This is a genomic window from Bacillus sp. FSL P2-0069, from assembly GCF_038593315.1.
Lineage (GTDB): Bacteria > Bacillota > Bacilli > Bacillales > Bacillaceae > Bacillus > Bacillus safensis.
On sequence record NZ_CP151984.1, the window covers coordinates 2,349,306 to 2,366,224 of the forward strand.

At 43.4% G+C, this 16,919-nt stretch carries 18 protein-coding genes and 1 other annotated feature; of the genes, 4 read left to right on the forward strand and 14 right to left on the reverse strand.

Annotation, left to right across the window (positions count from 1 at the left end):
• Positions 1-6: 6 nt before the first annotated feature.
• The 8 genes from NSQ34_RS12045 to NSQ34_RS12080 all read right to left on the reverse strand — a co-directional run bounded on the left by NSQ34_RS12045 (position 7) and on the right by NSQ34_RS12080 (position 8,370).
• Positions 7-1,095, reverse strand: coding sequence for an acetyl-CoA C-acyltransferase (locus NSQ34_RS12045; protein ID WP_176966911.1), 1,089 nt, complete (start codon positions 1,093-1,095; stop codon positions 7-9).
• Positions 1,083-2,546, reverse strand: coding sequence for an acyl-CoA synthetase (locus NSQ34_RS12050; RefSeq protein ID WP_098676987.1), 1,464 nt, complete (start codon positions 2,544-2,546; stop codon positions 1,083-1,085). Before NSQ34_RS12050 ends, NSQ34_RS12045 begins: the two co-directional genes overlap by 13 nt.
• Complete coding sequence (locus NSQ34_RS12055) at positions 2,543-3,109, reverse strand: biotin transporter BioY (protein WP_065214588.1); 567 nt, start codon at positions 3,107-3,109, stop codon at positions 2,543-2,545. Before NSQ34_RS12055 ends, NSQ34_RS12050 begins: the two co-directional genes overlap by 4 nt.
• Before the next feature lie 154 nt (positions 3,110-3,263).
• Positions 3,264-3,545: a DUF1292 domain-containing protein gene (locus NSQ34_RS12060; RefSeq protein WP_024423112.1), complete on the reverse strand. Its 282-nt coding sequence runs from the start codon at positions 3,543-3,545 to the stop codon at positions 3,264-3,266.
• A gap of 15 nt (positions 3,546-3,560) precedes the next feature.
• The gene (ruvX, locus tag NSQ34_RS12065; protein WP_024427871.1) at positions 3,561-3,977 is read right to left on the reverse strand and encodes a Holliday junction resolvase RuvX; all 417 of its coding nucleotides are present in this window, start codon (positions 3,975-3,977) and stop codon (positions 3,561-3,563) included.
• 3 nt (positions 3,978-3,980) lie between these two features.
• Positions 3,981-4,247: an IreB family regulatory phosphoprotein gene (locus NSQ34_RS12070; protein ID WP_008358522.1), complete on the reverse strand. Its 267-nt coding sequence runs from the start codon at positions 4,245-4,247 to the stop codon at positions 3,981-3,983.
• 89 nt (positions 4,248-4,336) lie between these two features.
• Positions 4,337-6,973 carry an alanine--tRNA ligase gene (alaS, locus tag NSQ34_RS12075; protein ID WP_176966909.1) on the reverse strand — a complete coding sequence of 879 codons (2,637 nt, stop codon included), beginning with the start codon at positions 6,971-6,973 and terminating at the stop codon, positions 4,337-4,339.
• Between the two features lie 80 nt (positions 6,974-7,053).
• Positions 7,054-7,261, reverse strand: a binding site (T-box leader).
• Positions 7,262-7,305: 44 nt separating this feature from the next.
• Positions 7,306-8,370, reverse strand: a complete 1,065-nt coding sequence (locus NSQ34_RS12080) for an AI-2E family transporter (protein ID WP_041118105.1) — start codon at positions 8,368-8,370, stop codon at positions 7,306-7,308.
• A gap of 230 nt (positions 8,371-8,600) precedes the next feature.
• Between NSQ34_RS12080 and NSQ34_RS12085 the strand changes: the two genes are divergently transcribed.
• From NSQ34_RS12085 to NSQ34_RS12100, 4 genes are all read left to right on the forward strand, one after another.
• On the forward strand, positions 8,601-9,329 hold the full coding sequence (locus NSQ34_RS12085) for an amino acid ABC transporter ATP-binding protein (RefSeq protein WP_041086396.1): 729 nt from the start codon (positions 8,601-8,603) through the stop codon (positions 9,327-9,329).
• A 13-nt stretch (positions 9,330-9,342) separates the two neighbouring features.
• On the forward strand, positions 9,343-10,152 hold the full coding sequence (locus NSQ34_RS12090; RefSeq protein WP_034279926.1) for a transporter substrate-binding domain-containing protein: 810 nt from the start codon (positions 9,343-9,345) through the stop codon (positions 10,150-10,152).
• Between the two features lie 77 nt (positions 10,153-10,229).
• Positions 10,230-10,883, forward strand: a complete 654-nt coding sequence (locus tag NSQ34_RS12095) for an amino acid ABC transporter permease (protein ID WP_024427868.1) — start codon at positions 10,230-10,232, stop codon at positions 10,881-10,883.
• A 15-nt stretch (positions 10,884-10,898) separates the two neighbouring features.
• A complete protein-coding gene (locus NSQ34_RS12100; protein ID WP_268456551.1) occupies positions 10,899-11,549 on the forward strand; it encodes an amino acid ABC transporter permease in 651 nt (216 codons plus the stop codon).
• A 104-nt stretch (positions 11,550-11,653) separates the two neighbouring features.
• On the opposite strand, the gene NSQ34_RS12105 is transcribed toward NSQ34_RS12100, so the two are convergent.
• The 6 genes from NSQ34_RS12105 to mnmA form a co-directional block, all read right to left on the reverse strand.
• On the reverse strand, positions 11,654-11,785 hold the full coding sequence (locus NSQ34_RS12105) for a YrzQ family protein (RefSeq protein ID WP_003216198.1): 132 nt from the start codon (positions 11,783-11,785) through the stop codon (positions 11,654-11,656).
• A 20-nt stretch (positions 11,786-11,805) separates the two neighbouring features.
• Entirely contained in the window at positions 11,806-11,997 is a 192-nt protein-coding gene (locus tag NSQ34_RS12110; RefSeq protein WP_003216308.1) for a hypothetical protein, read from the reverse strand.
• A 13-nt stretch (positions 11,998-12,010) separates the two neighbouring features.
• Positions 12,011-12,529, reverse strand: coding sequence for a PRC-barrel domain-containing protein (locus tag NSQ34_RS12115; RefSeq protein ID WP_176966907.1), 519 nt, complete (start codon positions 12,527-12,529; stop codon positions 12,011-12,013).
• Positions 12,530-12,602: 73 nt separating this feature from the next.
• Complete coding sequence (locus NSQ34_RS12120; RefSeq protein ID WP_176966906.1) at positions 12,603-14,987, reverse strand: ATP-dependent RecD-like DNA helicase; 2,385 nt, start codon at positions 14,985-14,987, stop codon at positions 12,603-12,605.
• 19 nt (positions 14,988-15,006) lie between these two features.
• Complete coding sequence (locus NSQ34_RS12125; RefSeq protein WP_024427864.1) at positions 15,007-15,660, reverse strand: tetratricopeptide repeat protein; 654 nt, start codon at positions 15,658-15,660, stop codon at positions 15,007-15,009.
• A 59-nt stretch (positions 15,661-15,719) separates the two neighbouring features.
• The gene (gene mnmA / locus NSQ34_RS12130) at positions 15,720-16,838 is read right to left on the reverse strand and encodes a tRNA 2-thiouridine(34) synthase MnmA (protein ID WP_024423123.1); all 1,119 of its coding nucleotides are present in this window, start codon (positions 16,836-16,838) and stop codon (positions 15,720-15,722) included.
• Positions 16,839-16,919 lie beyond the last annotated feature (81 nt).

The window sequence follows — 16,919 nt, forward strand, 5'->3', positions numbered from 1 at the left end:
TGCATGTCATGACAGAACTTGACATAACACGGCTAAACCAATGCCGCCACCACTTCCAATAGCAGCCATGACATAGCTTCCATTCGGTAAGGCGCGCCCTTCATAAAATAATCTCACCATCATAGCAGCTCCTGACGCGCTGTAAGGATGCCCAAGGCAAAGTGCACCGCCTCTTCTATTGATTCGGTCATATGGTATCCCCAGCGTCCGGGCAATAAGTGCAGCTTTCAGCGCAAACGCTTCATTGATTTCAAATAACGCCACTTCCTCTGCCTTGATGTTCTCTTGATGTAAAAGCTTCTTGATCGCATCAATTGGTGAAGCAGCTGGAAAATGAGGATGTATCGCTGTCACAGCACTTCCGGCGTATCGTAGCATTGCCTTATATCCACTTGCTTCCGCTAGCGATCTTTCCATCACAGCGACGGCGGCTGCTCCGTCTGCTTCCTTACAGCTATTGGCGGCGGTCACAGTTCCTTTTCCCGGTAAAAATACAGGCTTTGCCCGCTTGATCAGCTTTGCCATCGGTCTTATTTTAGCAGCCGCTTCATCTATGTTCATCCCGTCAATCGAAACGATTTCTTCTGAATATGTACCATGTGTGAATGCTGCTAAACTTCTTTCCCAGCTTAAAAGGGCATAGTCATCTTGTTCTTTTCTCGTGACAGAAAATGCCGACGCGGTCAGCTCAGCTGCTTCTCCCATATGCGGATCTCCTATCCGCTCCGGTGAAAAGCGGGCTCTCTCTTTCATTGGTGATCTGGAAATGCTCTCAGTCCCGCCAGCGATATACATCGTGCCCTCCCCCGATTGAACCATGACGCAAGCTGTTCGGATCGCTTCAAGACCCGAGGCACACTGCCTGTCAATTGTCATACCGGGAACGTGTAAAGGAAGACCTGCTTCTAATGAGGACAGACGGGCCATATTTCCACCGCCTCCGACGACATTGCCTAATATGACGTCATCCGGCGTCCTCATCTGAGACAAATGCCGAATAAGGGGAGCGGCTAATTGCTCTGGGCGATAATTTTTCAGCATCCCATTTTTATCACCGAAGGGTGTTCGTTTTGCTTCTACGATCACTGCTTGCATGACAATTGCTCCTCCGCCCACTTTTTTATGCTCGCGCGGGCTATTTTTCCGCCGGATGTTTCAATCATTTGATCAATCACAAGCCATTTTTTTGGTACCTTGTAGGCCGCCAGTTTTTCTTTAACAGCTTGTCGAACCGCCTTTATTTGCGGCACTTGCTCCAGTATGGCAACAGGGATTTCACCCCAATATGGGTCAGGAACGCCAACCACAATCGACCGTTTGACCTCTGGCTGTTCATTTAGCACACGCTCAATTTCCTCTGGGAAAATATTCAGTCCTCCATAGACAATCATGCCATTCTCACGACCGCTCATATACAGATAACCGTCTTCATCCAGCCATCCCATATCGTAAACTGTCAGCCACTCCTCCGGCGGTTTCTGCTCATGCAAGTATCCTGAAAACGTCATTGGGCTCTTTACATAAATTCTCCCTGTTTCATTTGGCTGACAGACAGATTGATCGGGCCGCCTTACTTCTACTTGAATGGAGGAGAAAGGCCGTCCAACAGAAGAAGGTTTTTGCATAAAGTCATTTGAAGACAAATAAGAGACAAAACTTAACTCTGATGTGCCATAAAAATCAAAAAAAGTGACATGTGGATAGTTGGTCACGAGCTGTTCTTTTGAAGAGACGCTCCAATCTGCTCCCGATGACATGACAAGAAGCGGATTGTCTTCTCTATAAGCTTCGATTTGCAGTAACGTTTCTGTCATTGTCGGGACAGTATACATCACGGTGATATCACCTGTCTCTAAGGCTTTCTTCGCTTTTACTGGCACAAATTTTTCTAAAAGCGTCACTGTGCCGCCAAAGTATAATGTACTAATAGCACCATATAAAAAGTGAGAGGATAAGAGTGTACCTAATATAAGAGCATGATCTTGATGAGTGATTCCAAATGAAGCAGCGGTCATTCGAAAGCTCTCGATCCAAGACTGCTGACGCCTAATAAAGGCTTTCGGTGAGCCCGTTGATCCTGACGTAAACCCCATATAAAAGACGGGATCCTTCTCGGTATCGCAGCTGTTATATGGACTGTCTGTGAGAAGGCTCATTCTTTCCTTCCATTCTGATAAAGAAAGAAGCGGCATGTCCACGCTTCCCTGTTCAAATCTCTTTATCAATCGATCCTCTATAATGGCGAGATCCGCCTCACTTAACAGGAGCTTTTCGACACATTCTTCATGACTCCATCTCGGATCAAGCGGAACGGCTGTCCATCCTGCATAAGCAGCGCCCGCAAATATTTGCAAAAAAGAAGCACCATTTGATAATAAAAAAGCGATTCTTTTTTGCTGATGAACCGTTCCTTGTAACCACTGTGCTGATCTCTGCACACGTTCATACCAATCTTGATATGTAATGCTTTCTTGCTCATCTATGATGGCAATCTGATCTGGTTTCATTTCTGCATGTACTGCATAGCTTTCCGTTATTCTGTTCAAACTGCACGCCTCCCTTTATGCAGATCCCTTTTTCGATATGACATGGCCTGTATGATTTTGACCGTAAAGACAGCACACATTCCCGCTTTGATGAGATCACCTGGAAGATAAATCAAACTAAGGAAAGCCGCCTGCGAGACCTTCATATGCATCATCATGGCTTGAAAGGGGATGCCGCACATATACAAAATCACAATACTGCAAACCGCATAGATCACAAAAAGACGCAGTGCGGTTACTTTTTTCAGCCGGTTCACCCATAAGCTGATCATGAAGGCAGCAACAGGATAAGCAAGAAGAAAACCACCGCTTGGACCAAAAAAGACCCCTATCCCGCCTCTCCCGCCTGACAAAAGAGGTGCGCCTGCTGCCACAACCAAAAGAAAAAGACATAAACTGATTAGTGCTTGTTTAGGCTTTAACAGCCCCCCAGCAAGCAAAAGACCTGCGGTTTGCAATGTAATCGGTACAGGTGTAAATGTAAGTAAAATCGGCGGGATCAAGCCTAACATCCCGATGACCGCTGTTATTAACGCTATTTGCATCATATCTTGTATTTTCAATCTCCATGCCCCTCACTCAATTTATTGTTAAAAACAGAGTAAAAGGTACAATTCATTATGTCAACATAAAATCAAATTTAGTTAACATATTGATCGTAAAAAAAGACCTGTGAAGAAAGATCAAGAAGATCTGTTCACAGGCCTTTTATTTGTTCTATTCTTCGTCTTCTTGATCTAAGAACGTATTTAACGTTTCTTCAATCATGTCCCATTCTTCATCCGTTTCAATCGGCTCTAGCTCGCCATCTTCACCGTCTTCGTTCGGTGTAAAGCTTGATGCATGAATTTCAATTTCCTCATTGTCTTGCTCAGAAATTGGGTAGTAAAGGACATAAGATTTGTTAAAATGGTCGCTTTCAAAAGTAAATAGTACTTCGCAAAGCTGTTCATTTCCATTATCATCAACGATTGTAATTTGCTTTTCTCCGTGTTCCATTTGATTCACCTCATTTTAATTTAAGCTGTCTAAATATCCTTGCAGGATCATAACAGCCGCCATTTTATCAATGACTTTTTTACGCTTTTGTCTGCTCACATCTGCAGAGATGAGCATTTTTTCTGCTGCCATAGTTGACAGACGCTCGTCCCAAAGCACAACAGGAACATTGTACGTGTTTTCTAGCACTTTCGCAAATGATTGGCTGGCTTCGCCTCTAGGACCGACCGTGCCGTTCATATTTTTTGGAAAGCCAAGTACAATTTTATCCGCTCCAAATTCTGCAACGATCTCAGACAGGCGGCTGAGACCAAAGTCTCCGCCTGCTTCATCAATTTTAATGGTTTCAATCCCTTGCGCTGTCCATCCCATTTCATCACTGATCGCAACACCAAGGGTTTTCGTGCCTAAATCTAAGCCCAGAATTCTCATGTTTTACGCCTCTTTATGTGTCTCTAAGTACGATTTAACCAATTCCTCAATTAATTCGTCTCGTTCTAGTTTACGAATTAGGTTGCGTGCATCCTGATGTCTTGGAATATAAGCAGGGTCGCCTGACAGCAAGTATCCGACAATTTGATTGATCGGGTTGTATCCTTTTTCTTGGAGTGCGTCATGAACTGTAATGAGCACTTCATTCACATTGGTTTCAGCTGAATCATCAGAGAAGTTAAACTTCATTGTCTTATCAAATGAACTCACTGCTTCTTGCACCTCTCTTCCAACATTCTACTAGCAAGCTTTTTTCTAACCGCTCATCTAATACCATTATTCTACACTACATCGCCTGATTATAAAACGGATTTGACAGATTCTTCGACAGTTGCCAGTGCTTCTTCAAGCTTTTCTGGTTGTTTTCCGCCTGCTTGTGCCATGTCTGGACGTCCGCCTCCGCCTCCGCCGCAGATTTCAGCTGCCTGCTTCACAAGCTTTCCTGCATGAAGACCTTTTTCGATCACGTCTTTTGTTACTCCTGCTGAAATGTTTACTTTTCCGTTTTGAACGGCTCCCAGGACGATGACAGCTGATCCTAATTTAGCTTTTAAGTCATCAACCATTGTTCTTAAATGGTTCATGTCTTTAGCATTTACTTTTTCAGTTAATACTTTCACTCCGCCAACTTCTGTCACTTTCTCTAAAATAGAGCCTGCTTCTGCTTGGCTTAATTTCGCCAGGAGAGATTCGTTTTCTCTTTGAGCCTCTTTTAAATCTGCCTGTAATGAAGCAATCCGTTTTGGTACATCCTTCGTATTTGACTTCAGCTCGCTTGCTGCCTGCTCTAAAATCGCCAGCTGGTCATTTAATTCTTCATAAGCGCCTTTACCAGTCACAGCTTCAATACGGCGTGTTCCAGCACCAATACCCGACTCAGACGCGATTTTAAACAAACCGATTTCCGCAGTGTTCTGCACGTGACAGCCGCCGCATAGCTCGATGCTGAAATCGCCCACTTGGACAACACGGACAATATCGCCATACTTCTCGCCAAAGAGCGCCATTGCACCCATTTCTTTTGCTTCAGCAATTGGTTTCAGGTCAATGGCAACAGAGATGCCTTCCCAAATCTTTTCGTTCACGATTTTTTCAATTTGAGACAATTCTTCTTTCGTCACTTGTCCAAAGTGAGAGAAATCAAAACGAAGTCTATTTTCATTTACCAATGAACCTGCTTGGTTTACGTGGCTGCCTAATACATCTTTCAGCGCTTGATGCAGAAGGTGTGTCGCTGTATGGTTTTTCACAATGCCTTTTCGAAGAGCTGATTCCACTTCAGCAGTGACCTCGAGACCTTTTTGAGCCGTACCGCTTACGACGACTCCTTCATGGACATGCTGACCGTTTGGTGCTTTTTTCACGTCTTTGATCTCAATGATGGCTTCTGCACTTTTTAGTGTCCCTTTATCAGCCACTTGTCCGCCGCTTTCCGCATAGAAAGGTGTTTCATCTAACAAGATTTGCACCGTGTCTCCTTCATGTGCTTCAGAGACAAGTTCACCATTTTGAAGCAGTTCGATAATGCGAGTTTCCGCAGTTAAATTTTCGTAGCCAACAAAGGTACTTTCCACTTTAATATCACCTAAAGCGCCGCCTTGAACCTGCATACTGCCGACATCTTGTCTCGCATTTCTTGCCCGTTCACGCTGCTTCTCCATTTCCGCTTGGAAGCCTTCTCGATCAACTGTCATGTTTTCATCTTCTGCGTATTCTTCTGTCAGCTCGACAGGGAATCCATACGTGTCATACAGCTTAAATACATCTTCACCTGAAATTTGTGAGCTGCCTTTGTCTCTTTCTTTTTTGATCACTTCTGACAAAATCGCTAACCCTTCGTTCAGTGTTTCGTGGAAACGTTCTTCTTCGTTTTTGATGACTTTCGCAATAAATTCTTCTTTTGCTTGTACATCTGGGTAGAAATCCTTCATGATCTCAGCAACAACTGGCACTAGATCATACATAAACGGACGGTGGATATGGATCGTTTTTGCATAACGCACAGCGCGGCGCAGCAAACGTCTTAATACATATCCGCGGCCTTCATTGGAAGGAAGCGCACCGTCGCTTACAGCAAAGGCAACTGTCCGGATATGGTCAGCAATGACTTTAAATGCTGTATCTTTTTCCTTCGCCAAACCATAGCTTTCTCCAGAAATGGTTTCGACTGCACGAATAATCGGCATGAAAAGGTCTGTATCGAAGTTCGTTGGCACATTTTGAATGACAGATACCATTCGTTCAAGGCCCATCCCTGTATCTATGTTTTTCTTCGGCAGTGGGGTATATGATCCATCTGGATTATGGTTGAATTCAGAGAACACGAGATTCCATACTTCTAGATAACGCTCGTTTTCCCCGCCTGGATATAATTCTGGATCGTTCATGTCGTCACCGTATGATTCACCGCGGTCATAGAAAATTTCTGTATTCGGTCCGCTTGGGCCCTCGCCAATATCCCAGAAGTTTCCTTCAAGGCGAATAATACGTTCTTCAGGCACACCAATTTTATCTCTCCAAAGAATATATGCTTCTTCGTCCTCTGGGTGGACTGTCACAGATAACAAATTCGGATCAAAACCAATCCACTCTTCACTTGTGAGGAATTCCCACGCCCATTCAATGGCCTCTTCTTTAAAATAGTCACCAATAGAGAAGTTGCCAAGCATTTCAAAGAACGTGTGATGGCGTGCTGTCTTCCCTACATTTTCAATATCATTCGTACGAATCGATTTTTGCGCGTTGCAAATACGCGGATTGTCAGGTACGACGCGGCCATCAAAATATTTTTTTAATGTTGCCACCCCACTGTTGATCCATAAAAGTGTCGGATCGTCATGCGGTACAAGTGACGCACTCGGTTCTACAGCATGTCCTTTTTCTTTAAAAAAGTCTAAAAACATTTGACGTACTTGAGCTGAAGTTAAAGTTTTCATTCAAAAATCCTCCCTTTTCATTCATCAATCTCCACACAAACGAAAAAACACCCCGCCCTATGCAAGCACAAAACGACTTACACAGGGACGAGATGTTCTCGCGGTACCACCCTGATTATAGACAAATTCGTCTATCACCTTCACATCCGATAACGCCGGAAGAGAGCGGCAGTGTTTATCTGCACTCGGGACTAGCTTCCGTTAAAGGTCTGATAAGGCTTTTCACAGCAAATAAAGCCTCTCTCTGCAACAGCTTTTTAACGTACTCGGGTCCGTCATTGAATTTCAATATGTATGAATCGAAATTATTATAGACAACTCGGCTCGTCTTGTCAATGAACGCTTCGCCTCATCAGGATATATTGCACAATGATCACCCTAATAATCGCAGCTGCTGGTACGGCTAAAATCATCCCAATTAAGCCAAACAGCTCCCCTCCTGCAAGCAAGACAAGCATAATGACGACAGGATGCATATGAAGGCTTCGCCCTACAATGATCGGGCTGAGGACATTGCTCTCTAAAAATTGCAGCACCGCTACTGTGATCAATACAATGATGACCGATTTCACTGAGATGGTAAACGCAATAAAGATGGCAGGAACTGCGCCAATTATCGGTCCAAAATACGGAATCACGTTCGTTGCTCCTATCAGCATGCCAAGAACGAGCGGATACGGGATATGGAAAAGCCAGAGCACAATGGCTGCTGCACCCCCGATTAAAGAACAGACAAGCAGCTGCCCTCGAATATAATCACCAAGCGATTCATCCACTGCTTTGACAAAGGCATGCCCCCTCTTCCTAAATGATGGCGGCGTTAAATACCATGCCGCCCGCTTCATCGTGTTCATGTCTTTTACCATATAAAAAACAAGAAAAGGGATGAGTGCTGCAACTAAAACGTAATCAAATAAAACTTTACAGCTAAGAATCATCCGCTCAGCGCTATTGGCTGCATATGTCTCCGATTGAACAATGAAGCGGTCCAAGCGGTCGTGAAGTCCGTCAGGCCAGTGGCTCGTATGATGATGAATATGTGATAAAGCGCCATTATACGTTTCCGCGATGACAGGAATTTGTTCTGACAGCTCATTTAACTGTGCGATCATAACAGGCGCTCCTTTATAAACCGCAAAACCAATCCCGCCAAAAAACAGGACATAGATGAGTAAGAGACTGATTGTTCTCGGCAGCCCTCGTGCATGCAGTCTTTCGACAATAGGATAAAGCAGGTAAGAAATAAAAATGGCGATGAGAAGCGGAATGAGAACCGCCTTCAGCAATACAAAAACAGGCATCCATAACTCGTCGAGCTGCAGTAAAATGAGCAAGGATGCAAGGACAAGCAGGACCCCTGCAGCATATATCAGAAATTGGATCGGACGTTTCTTCACCTTTTTCACCTCTTTCCTTATTGTTTAACCATTTTCTGCAATTATCCACGTAAATAAAATTTGTCCTAACTTTGTTAAAAATGAATACACATGAAACATACAGCTCCATCCAAAGTCACTGTTTGCAGTAAAATCTCGTCAGAAAATATTCCATTATTTACTTCTTTTTACACAAGTTGTGCTAGAATCCACTTTAGCTTTAGTCAATGAAACACAAGAGGAGGTTCTTCATGATCACATTCGAAGAAGTCAACAAGCATTATGGCCATTTCCATGTACTTAAGGACATTAACCTACATATTCAAAAAGGGGAGGTTGTTGTGATCATCGGTCCTTCAGGGTCTGGTAAAAGCACGATGCTCAGGTGTATCAATCGTCTTGAAAGCATTGATGCGGGAAAAGTTCTCGTCAACCAAGTGTCTGTTCAGCATCCGAAGACCAACATCAATCTTGTCAGGCAAAATATCGGAATGGTCTTTCAGCATTTTCACCTCTATCCGCATAAGACGGTGCTTGAAAACATTATGCTTGCGCCGATGAAGGTCAAAAAAGTAAGCAAGGAAGAAGCAAAGGAAACAGCTGAATTTTATTTAAATAAAGTCGGCATTCCTGAAAAGGCAGACACCTACCCTTCACGACTCTCTGGCGGACAGCAGCAGCGCGTTGCCATTGCAAGAGGGCTTGCGATGAAGCCGGAGGTGATGCTTTTCGACGAACCGACATCTGCACTTGATCCAGAGATGATCGGCGAGGTATTAGATGTGATGAAGCAGCTGGCCCGTGAAGGCATGACCATGGTTGTCGTCACACATGAGATGGGCTTTGCCCGCGAAGTGGCCGACCGCATTGTCTTTATTGATGAAGGCAGAATTCTTGAAGAATCAACACCGGCTGCATTTTATGAAAAACCGCAAGAGAAACGCGCTCAATTGTTTTTAAGCCGTATATTAAATCACTAGGGGGAATGGTTTGATGAAAAAAATGAAACGCTTTGGCCTGATGCTCTTTATGACTTGCTGCATTGCCGCTTTGGCTGCTTGTGGATCGACTGAAAAAGGGTCAACTGATGCAAAACAAGGAAGTTCTTTAGAAACCATTAAGAAAGACAAAAAAATCATTTTCGGTGTAAAAAATGACACACGTTTATTCGGTCTAAAAAATCCGAGCAGCGGTGATATTGAAGGATTTGATATTGACATTGCAAAAGCCATCACAAAGGAAATACTCGGCGATGAAGGAAAAGCAGAATTCAAAGAAGTCACATCTAAAACGAGAATTCCTTTACTTCAAAAAGGAGATATTCATGCGATTGTTGCGACCATGACAATTACAGAAGAACGTAAAAAAGAAGTCAATTTCTCAGATGTATACTTTGAAGCAGGACAATCACTGCTTGTGAAAAAAGGAAGCGACATTCAATCCATTGATGATCTTAAAAAAGGAACGAAGGTGCTGGCCGTAAAAGGCTCTACTTCTTCTCAAAATATCCGCGAGAAAGCACCTGAAGCATCCGTATTAGAATTCGAGAACTATCAGGAGGCTTTTACAGCATTAAAATCAAACCAAGGGCAAGTGCTGACAACTGATAATGCGATCTTATTTGGTATGGCAGATGAGGATTCAAATTATGAAGTGGTCGGCGGCACCTTTACAGATGAGCCTTATGGCATTGCTGTGAAAAAAGGAGATCAAGAATTAACAGATGCGATCAATAAAGCCTTAAAAACGTTAAAAGACAATGGAGAGTATGACAAGATTCTTAAAAAATGGATCAAAGAATAGCATTTGATTCGTCAAGATCAATGCCTCAGGTGAGCCGCTCCTTGGCTCCCCTGTTGATCAGGAAGGAAGTGAACTGATTGCTGCGGTTTTCCATTCTCACTGAAAATGTTCATCTTTATTTAGAAGGCTTTAAATATACCATTGGTGCAAGTGTCATTGCTCTGATTGGAAGCTTTTTGATCGGTACACTCATTGCCATTATGAGAATTGCGCCACTCAGACCGCTCAACTGGTTAGGGACGGCTTACGTGGAATTTATTCGGAATATTCCGTTATTATTGATCACCTTTGTTTTCTTCTTTGGTTTACCAGTGCTGGGTATAGTAGCAGATGGTTTTACTGCTGGAACGATCGCTCTTGCCATTTATACCTCTGCCTTTATTGCTGAAGCCATTCGTGCAGGGATACAAGCTGTGCCGCTTGGACAAATGGAAGCAGCCCGTGCTTCAGGTCTGTCATATGGCGGGACGATGCGGTATATCATTTTGCCGCAGGCGATTAAAATCGTCATTCCCCCTCTTGGGAATCAATTTATTAACCTTGTCAAAAACTCCTCTATTTTAGGTGTCATTGCAGGGTTTGATCTTATGTATCAGGGAGACCTCATTGCGTCTAGAACATTTGTGACGTTTGATGTCTACATCTTTGTCGCCATGTTCTATCTGCTATTAACCATTCCGCTCAGTCTAGGTGTTGGTTATTTAGAAAGAAGATTAGCAAGAAGCCACTAGAAAGGAGGAAACATCATGGATTTTATAGGTGCCTACCAGCCTGATCATCTCGCCTTTTTACTTGAAGGATTTGCTGTCACCTTAAAAGTGGCTTTTATTTCCATCATTTTGAGCTTTATCATTGGATTTGTCGTTGGCACATTGCGGTTCGCTCAAATTCCGGTTTTATCAAAAGTGCTTGCGGTTGTTGTAGAAACCATTCGGAACCTGCCGCTTTTACTGATCATCTTTTTTACATATTTTGCATTGCCTGAAATCGGCATCAAGCTGAGCATCACAGCCTCTGCTATTGCAGCTTTAACCGTGTTTGAATCTGCGATGCTGTCAGAAATTATTCGGAGCGGCCTTAAATCAATTGATAAGGGCCAGATCGAAGCAGCCAGGTCTTCTGGTTTAACCTATATTCAAACATTGAAAATGATTATTATGCCGCAGGCCCTGCGCCGAATGGTGCCGCCAATTGTCAGTCAATTCATATCCCTTTTAAAAGATACGTCGCTTGCTGTTGTCATTGCGCTTCCAGAATTATTACATCACGCACAAATATTAAACGGGCAAAGCCAATCCTATTTACTGCCGATATTCCTATTGGCAGCTATGATGTATTTTGTCGTCAATTTCAGCTTATCTATTCTTGCAAGACGATTAGAATACAGGCAGGCATAAAAAGAACATCCGCTCTTGACAGATGCCTCAGCGTATAGACCGGTTTTTCGATCACGCTGAAAAAAACAAAGGGCTAAAATGAAGATCATTTTAGCCCTTTTTGTTTACATCATTCTCATAACACGTTTTCTTAGCTTTTTCATATCCCGCTTTGATGGCATATCATATCGGCTTGCAAAGTGATATGCGAGTGCACCTGCACCAAGCGTTAATAGTGAAGAAGTCATTTTGCCCATTCGAAATTCCCCCTTAACACTTATAATTGAATTGAACGTTCATCGTCACTAAACAGATCATCTAAGCTGCTTAGTGTCCCGTCTTCCTCCACTTGGTGTGTAGATATTTTGCCTTTCGACAGTGTCAATTCAATAAAACAGCCCCAGCAATAATATTGATTGACCCCAATTTTTCCGATGTCTTTACATTTGCAATTTGGGCAAATGAGCATAATCAGCACCTCTTTACGTTCGGTTTAGAACCAGTGCTTCCTTTTGAACGTTCATCAAGGTTCCGGCAGCCTGCAGCTGTTTCCGAATCCCTGATAGCTCTGTAAAGAAGCCGTCCGAGAGTTCATATGCTACGATTGTGCCCGAATTTGAGCAAAAGTATACATCTTCCAAAATGCCTAAATTTTCACCATCAGGCGACTGCATCATTTTCTTTTTTAATTTTGAAAATAACAAGAATGGAGCAGAGGAATCCATGCCCACTCCCTCCTGACAGTTCACATACAAACCTTTATCTGTCAGCTGATCAAAAGCAGAGAATGGAACGAGTGCACAGTCTTTCTTTTTCCCCTCTAACACATATCCTCCGCAGCTGCCTCCGGCTAAAAAGCAAATATCTTTTATGGAACCAAGTGATTGGGACAGCTCATCTGTATAGATCGTCATTCCTTCAAGTTCTCGGCATGTTCTCAAAATGTGCTCAACCACCTTTTGCGGAACAGTCTTATCGTGTGCGTTTGCTTCATGACTCATACGAAGAAATGGCTTCCATGAACAGAATGGGAGAAGTTCTTTTCATACTAAAAGGCTTCCATATGGAAGCCTTCTACTCATGCATAAAATCAAATGGAGTGATTCCCTCCATGCCAATATTTGCGTCATGTACGCTAAACGGAAGCTCTTTTTGGAGCGCTTCAAGTTCTGCATCCATGATTTGTTCGGTTTGCACCAGCCGCATTGTTAAAGACGTTTGTCTGAGGGAATCCTCATTGTTTTTCACGCCCCACTCCAGCGCTGATTCCTCGCCGCACAGTATTAAAAACTTTTTACTGCGTGTAATAGCTGTGTACAGCAGATTCCGCCGAAGCATTCGGTAATAGCTTCTCACGACTGGCAGCACAACAATCGGGAATTCACTTCCTTGTGATTTGTGAATGGAGCAGCAATAAGCATGTGTAAATTGATGAAAATCCTTTTTTGTAAAGGTGATTTCATTCCCATCAAAGGAGATCACGGCCATGTCTTCTTTTTCTGTATTCTCTTTTGCATAAAAAATCGAGACAATTTCGCCGATATCGCCGTTAAAAATGTTGTTCTCCGGCTGATTCACAAGCTGAAGCACCTTATCACCTGTCCGGTACACCACATCACCAAACGGGATTTCTCTGGATTTTGGTTTTTTAGGATTCAAAATGTGCTGCAGCATTTTGTTGAGCTCATTGATGCCTGCTTTTCCTTTATACATTGGTGCGAGCACTTGAATGTCCTTTGCCGAAAATCCTTTTTGAGCAGCATTGCTGACAACTTTCTCAATGACTTCTTTCATTTGATCAGCTGAACACCGAATGAAGGACCGATCCTTTGAGCGTGCAGTAATATCCTTTGGCAGCACACCATTTTTCATATCATGTGCCAGTTCAACAATGGTTGAGCCGTCTGCCTGCCGGTAAATATCTGTCAGGGTAACAGCCGGCACGGCTTTTGAGGCAAGCAAATCCCGTAAAACTTGGCCTGGTCCGACAGATGGCAGCTGATGTTCATCCCCTACCATGATCACTTGGATATGATCAGGAATCGCTTTAAACAAATGATTCGCCAGCCAAATATCCAGCATACTTGATTCATCAATGATGACAAGCTTTCCTTCAATCGGCTGTTCCTCATCATGCGAGAAGCCCTCCGAACCGTTCCAGCCTAGCAGCCGGTGAATGGTGACAGCTGGAAGCCCTGTTGATTCTGTCATCCGCTTAGCCGCCCGTCCAGTTGGTGCCGCAAGCACAAAGGGGAAGGATTCATCTTTTTTATAATCACTCGGATCAAGAGAAACACCGTGAAGATCACTGTAAAGCTCGACAATTCCTTTAATGACCGTCGTCTTCCCTGTTCCAGGCCCGCCTGTTAAAAGCAGCATCGGGGACATGAGTGCCTTTTGAATCGCTTCCTTTTGTGTCGGTGCATACTGGACGCCTAACCGCTCCTCCAGCTCGCCAAGTGCTAGCAGGAATTCTGATTCAGGAAATTGATCTGCATATTCTGTTTGGGAGACGATTTTTTGAATGCGTTTGGCGACACTTTGCTCTGCATAAAATAAGGATGGATGATAGCAGCGGTCATCTTCAATGATCATTTCTTTTCCTTCGCCAAGTGCAATGATCTGATTGGCAACATCCATTTCAGTCACTTTGTAATCATTGCCTGTTTGGTTGAGCAGTTTGCGGGTTTCGACGATCAAATCTTTCGTTTGTATGTACGTATGACCGTCCTGAAGACTAGCTGTCTCCACTGTATATAGCAAGGCGGCGCGAATCCGCTCTGGGTCATTACCTGAGATGCCTGTTCTAGCACCAAGCTCATCCGCCTTAATAAATCCGATTCCCTCGACATCCTTGACAAGCTGATAGGGATTTTCCTCGATTTTCTGCAGCGTTTCACTCTCGTATACTTGGTAAATTTTCATGCTGAGCTGCGGACCAAAACCATACTGATTCAGGCTGATCATGATTTGTTCCAGCCCTTGATGCTCCTGAAGCGCTGCGGCCAGCTTATCCGCCTTCTTTTTTGATAAGCGCGGTACATCATACAAAACAGCTGGGTCACGCATAATCTTATGAAGCGTCTGATTGCCAAGCTTCCCAACGATTTCTTCAGCCGTCTTTTTCCCTATCCCTTCAAATAAATCACTTGAGAGATAATGTATGATTCCTTGCTTCGTTGTTGGTACTTCCTTTTGAAAATGAGTGGCCTGAAACTGTTCACCAAATTTCGGATGGCTTGTCACTTTGCCATAAAAGGTGTAGGTTTCCTCCTCATGAAGTGCTGGGAAGTAGCCTGTGACAGATGCTGTTTTTTCCTCTAAGTTTTCCGATGTTTCAATGACTTTTACCTTTAACACCGAGTATAAATTACTTTCATTATGGAAAATAACGGCTTGAATGGTCCCCTTTAAAAACGGTTCGTCCTCAAGCTTCATTTGATCTGGATGTTCCTGCACAGGTCTTCCCTCCTTCCATCTATTCTGCCTCTTGAATCAGCTTTTGCGCATGTAGTGCCAGCATATGGTTAGGCTGCACGTCAATGGCTTTACCCAGCATCTCAAGTGCTTCGTCTTTTTTCTCTAAGTACGCATACGCAACACCTAAATTATAAAAGGCATCTGCATGCTGCGGATCACGCGTGATGACTTCGGTAAAATTTGTCACCGCTTCTTCCAGCATGTGTTCATTGGCTAAGCACATGCCAAATTGGAATCTTGCTTCATTATCTTCTTCATTTAGTTCAACGGCACGCTGAAGATACGGCATCGCAAGCTTTGGCTGCTCTAATTTGATGAGCGTCTGCCCGAGCATATAAAACAAATCACTATTTTCCATGCCCGCTTTTAGTGCTTGTTCAAAGTAGTCTTTCGCTTTCATAAAGTCTTCTTTTAATGTATATACATTTCCTGCTCCATAATAGGCTGCAGCTGCAGTATGATCAAGTTCAATTGCTTTCTGAAAAAAGTTTAAAGCGCGTTCAAATTCATTGATACTTGAAAGTAAGTTCGCAAAGTTAATATATGGAACCGGGTCCTTCGGGCTTTCTTCGATCGCTTTTGTAAAAGCTTCAGCTGCTTTTTCGATATTCCCTTGATTCAAGGCTTCTATGCCGATTTCGTTATAATTCATTCGCTCTCTCATCCTTTCATTAAAAAACCTCAACAGCGACGTTGAGGTTTTGAAACATGCTACACATACGACAGCTTTTGACCATCTTTGAAGACATCGTCAATTGTACCGCCGCCAAGACATTCGTCGCCATCATAAAAAACAACCGCTTGTCCCGGGGTAACAGCACGAACAGGTTCATCAAAGATCACCATCGCTTCTTGCTCACCTGTCATTTTGACCTTCACATGGTGATCTTCTTGACGGTATCTGAATTTTGCTGTGCAGGTTAATTCACCGTTTTCTCCGACAATATGAGGACGAGTCCAGCTGATATTAACGGCTGAAATGCTTTCAGAGTATAAAAGTGGATTGTGGAAGCCTTGTTCAACAAACAAGATGTTTTTCTCCAAGTCTTTTCCAACGACAAACCAAGGATCACCGCTGCCGCCAATGCCAAGTCCTTGGCGCTGACCGATCGTGTAATACATCAGTCCATCGTGCTCCCCTTTTACTTCTCCGTCCATTGTCTGCATCACACCAGGCTGTGCAGGCAAATATTGACTGAGGAACGTTTTAAAGTTTCTTTCTCCAATAAAGCAGATACCTGTTGAATCTTTTTTCGCTGCTGTTGCGAGCTCTGCTTCTTTTGCCAATTCACGAACCCTTTTTTTCTCTAAATCACCGATTGGGAACATGACTTTATCAAGTTGTTCCTGAGTCAGCTGATTTAAGAAATACGTTTGGTCTTTGTTTGCATCAAGACCTCGCAGCATTTTGACTTCATCACCAGTTCGATCAACACGAGCATAGTGTCCTGTTGCCAAATAATCCGCACCAAGTGAAAGTGCATGCTCAAGGAATGCCTTGAACTTAATTTCTTTGTTACACATGACATCTGGGTTTGGCGTTCTGCCCGCTTTATATTCATCAAGGAAATATTGGAACACTTTGTCCCAATATTGCTTCTCGAAATTCACTGCATAATAAGGGATTCCAATTTGGTTACATACGCGGATGACATCCTCATAGTCTTCCGTTGCTGTACAAACACCATTTTCATCGGTGTCATCCCAGTTTTTCATAAATATGCCGATGACATCATAGCCTTGCTCCTTTAACATAAGAGCGGCAACTGATGAATCGACTCCTCCGGACATACCGACCACAACTCTTGTATCTTCTGGTCTTTTTGTCATCTTCATCAACTCCAATTTCAATGAAACAACATGCGCGTTTCGTTCTTCAGGTGCTTCGCTGTTTCATTTTTCACACACGAA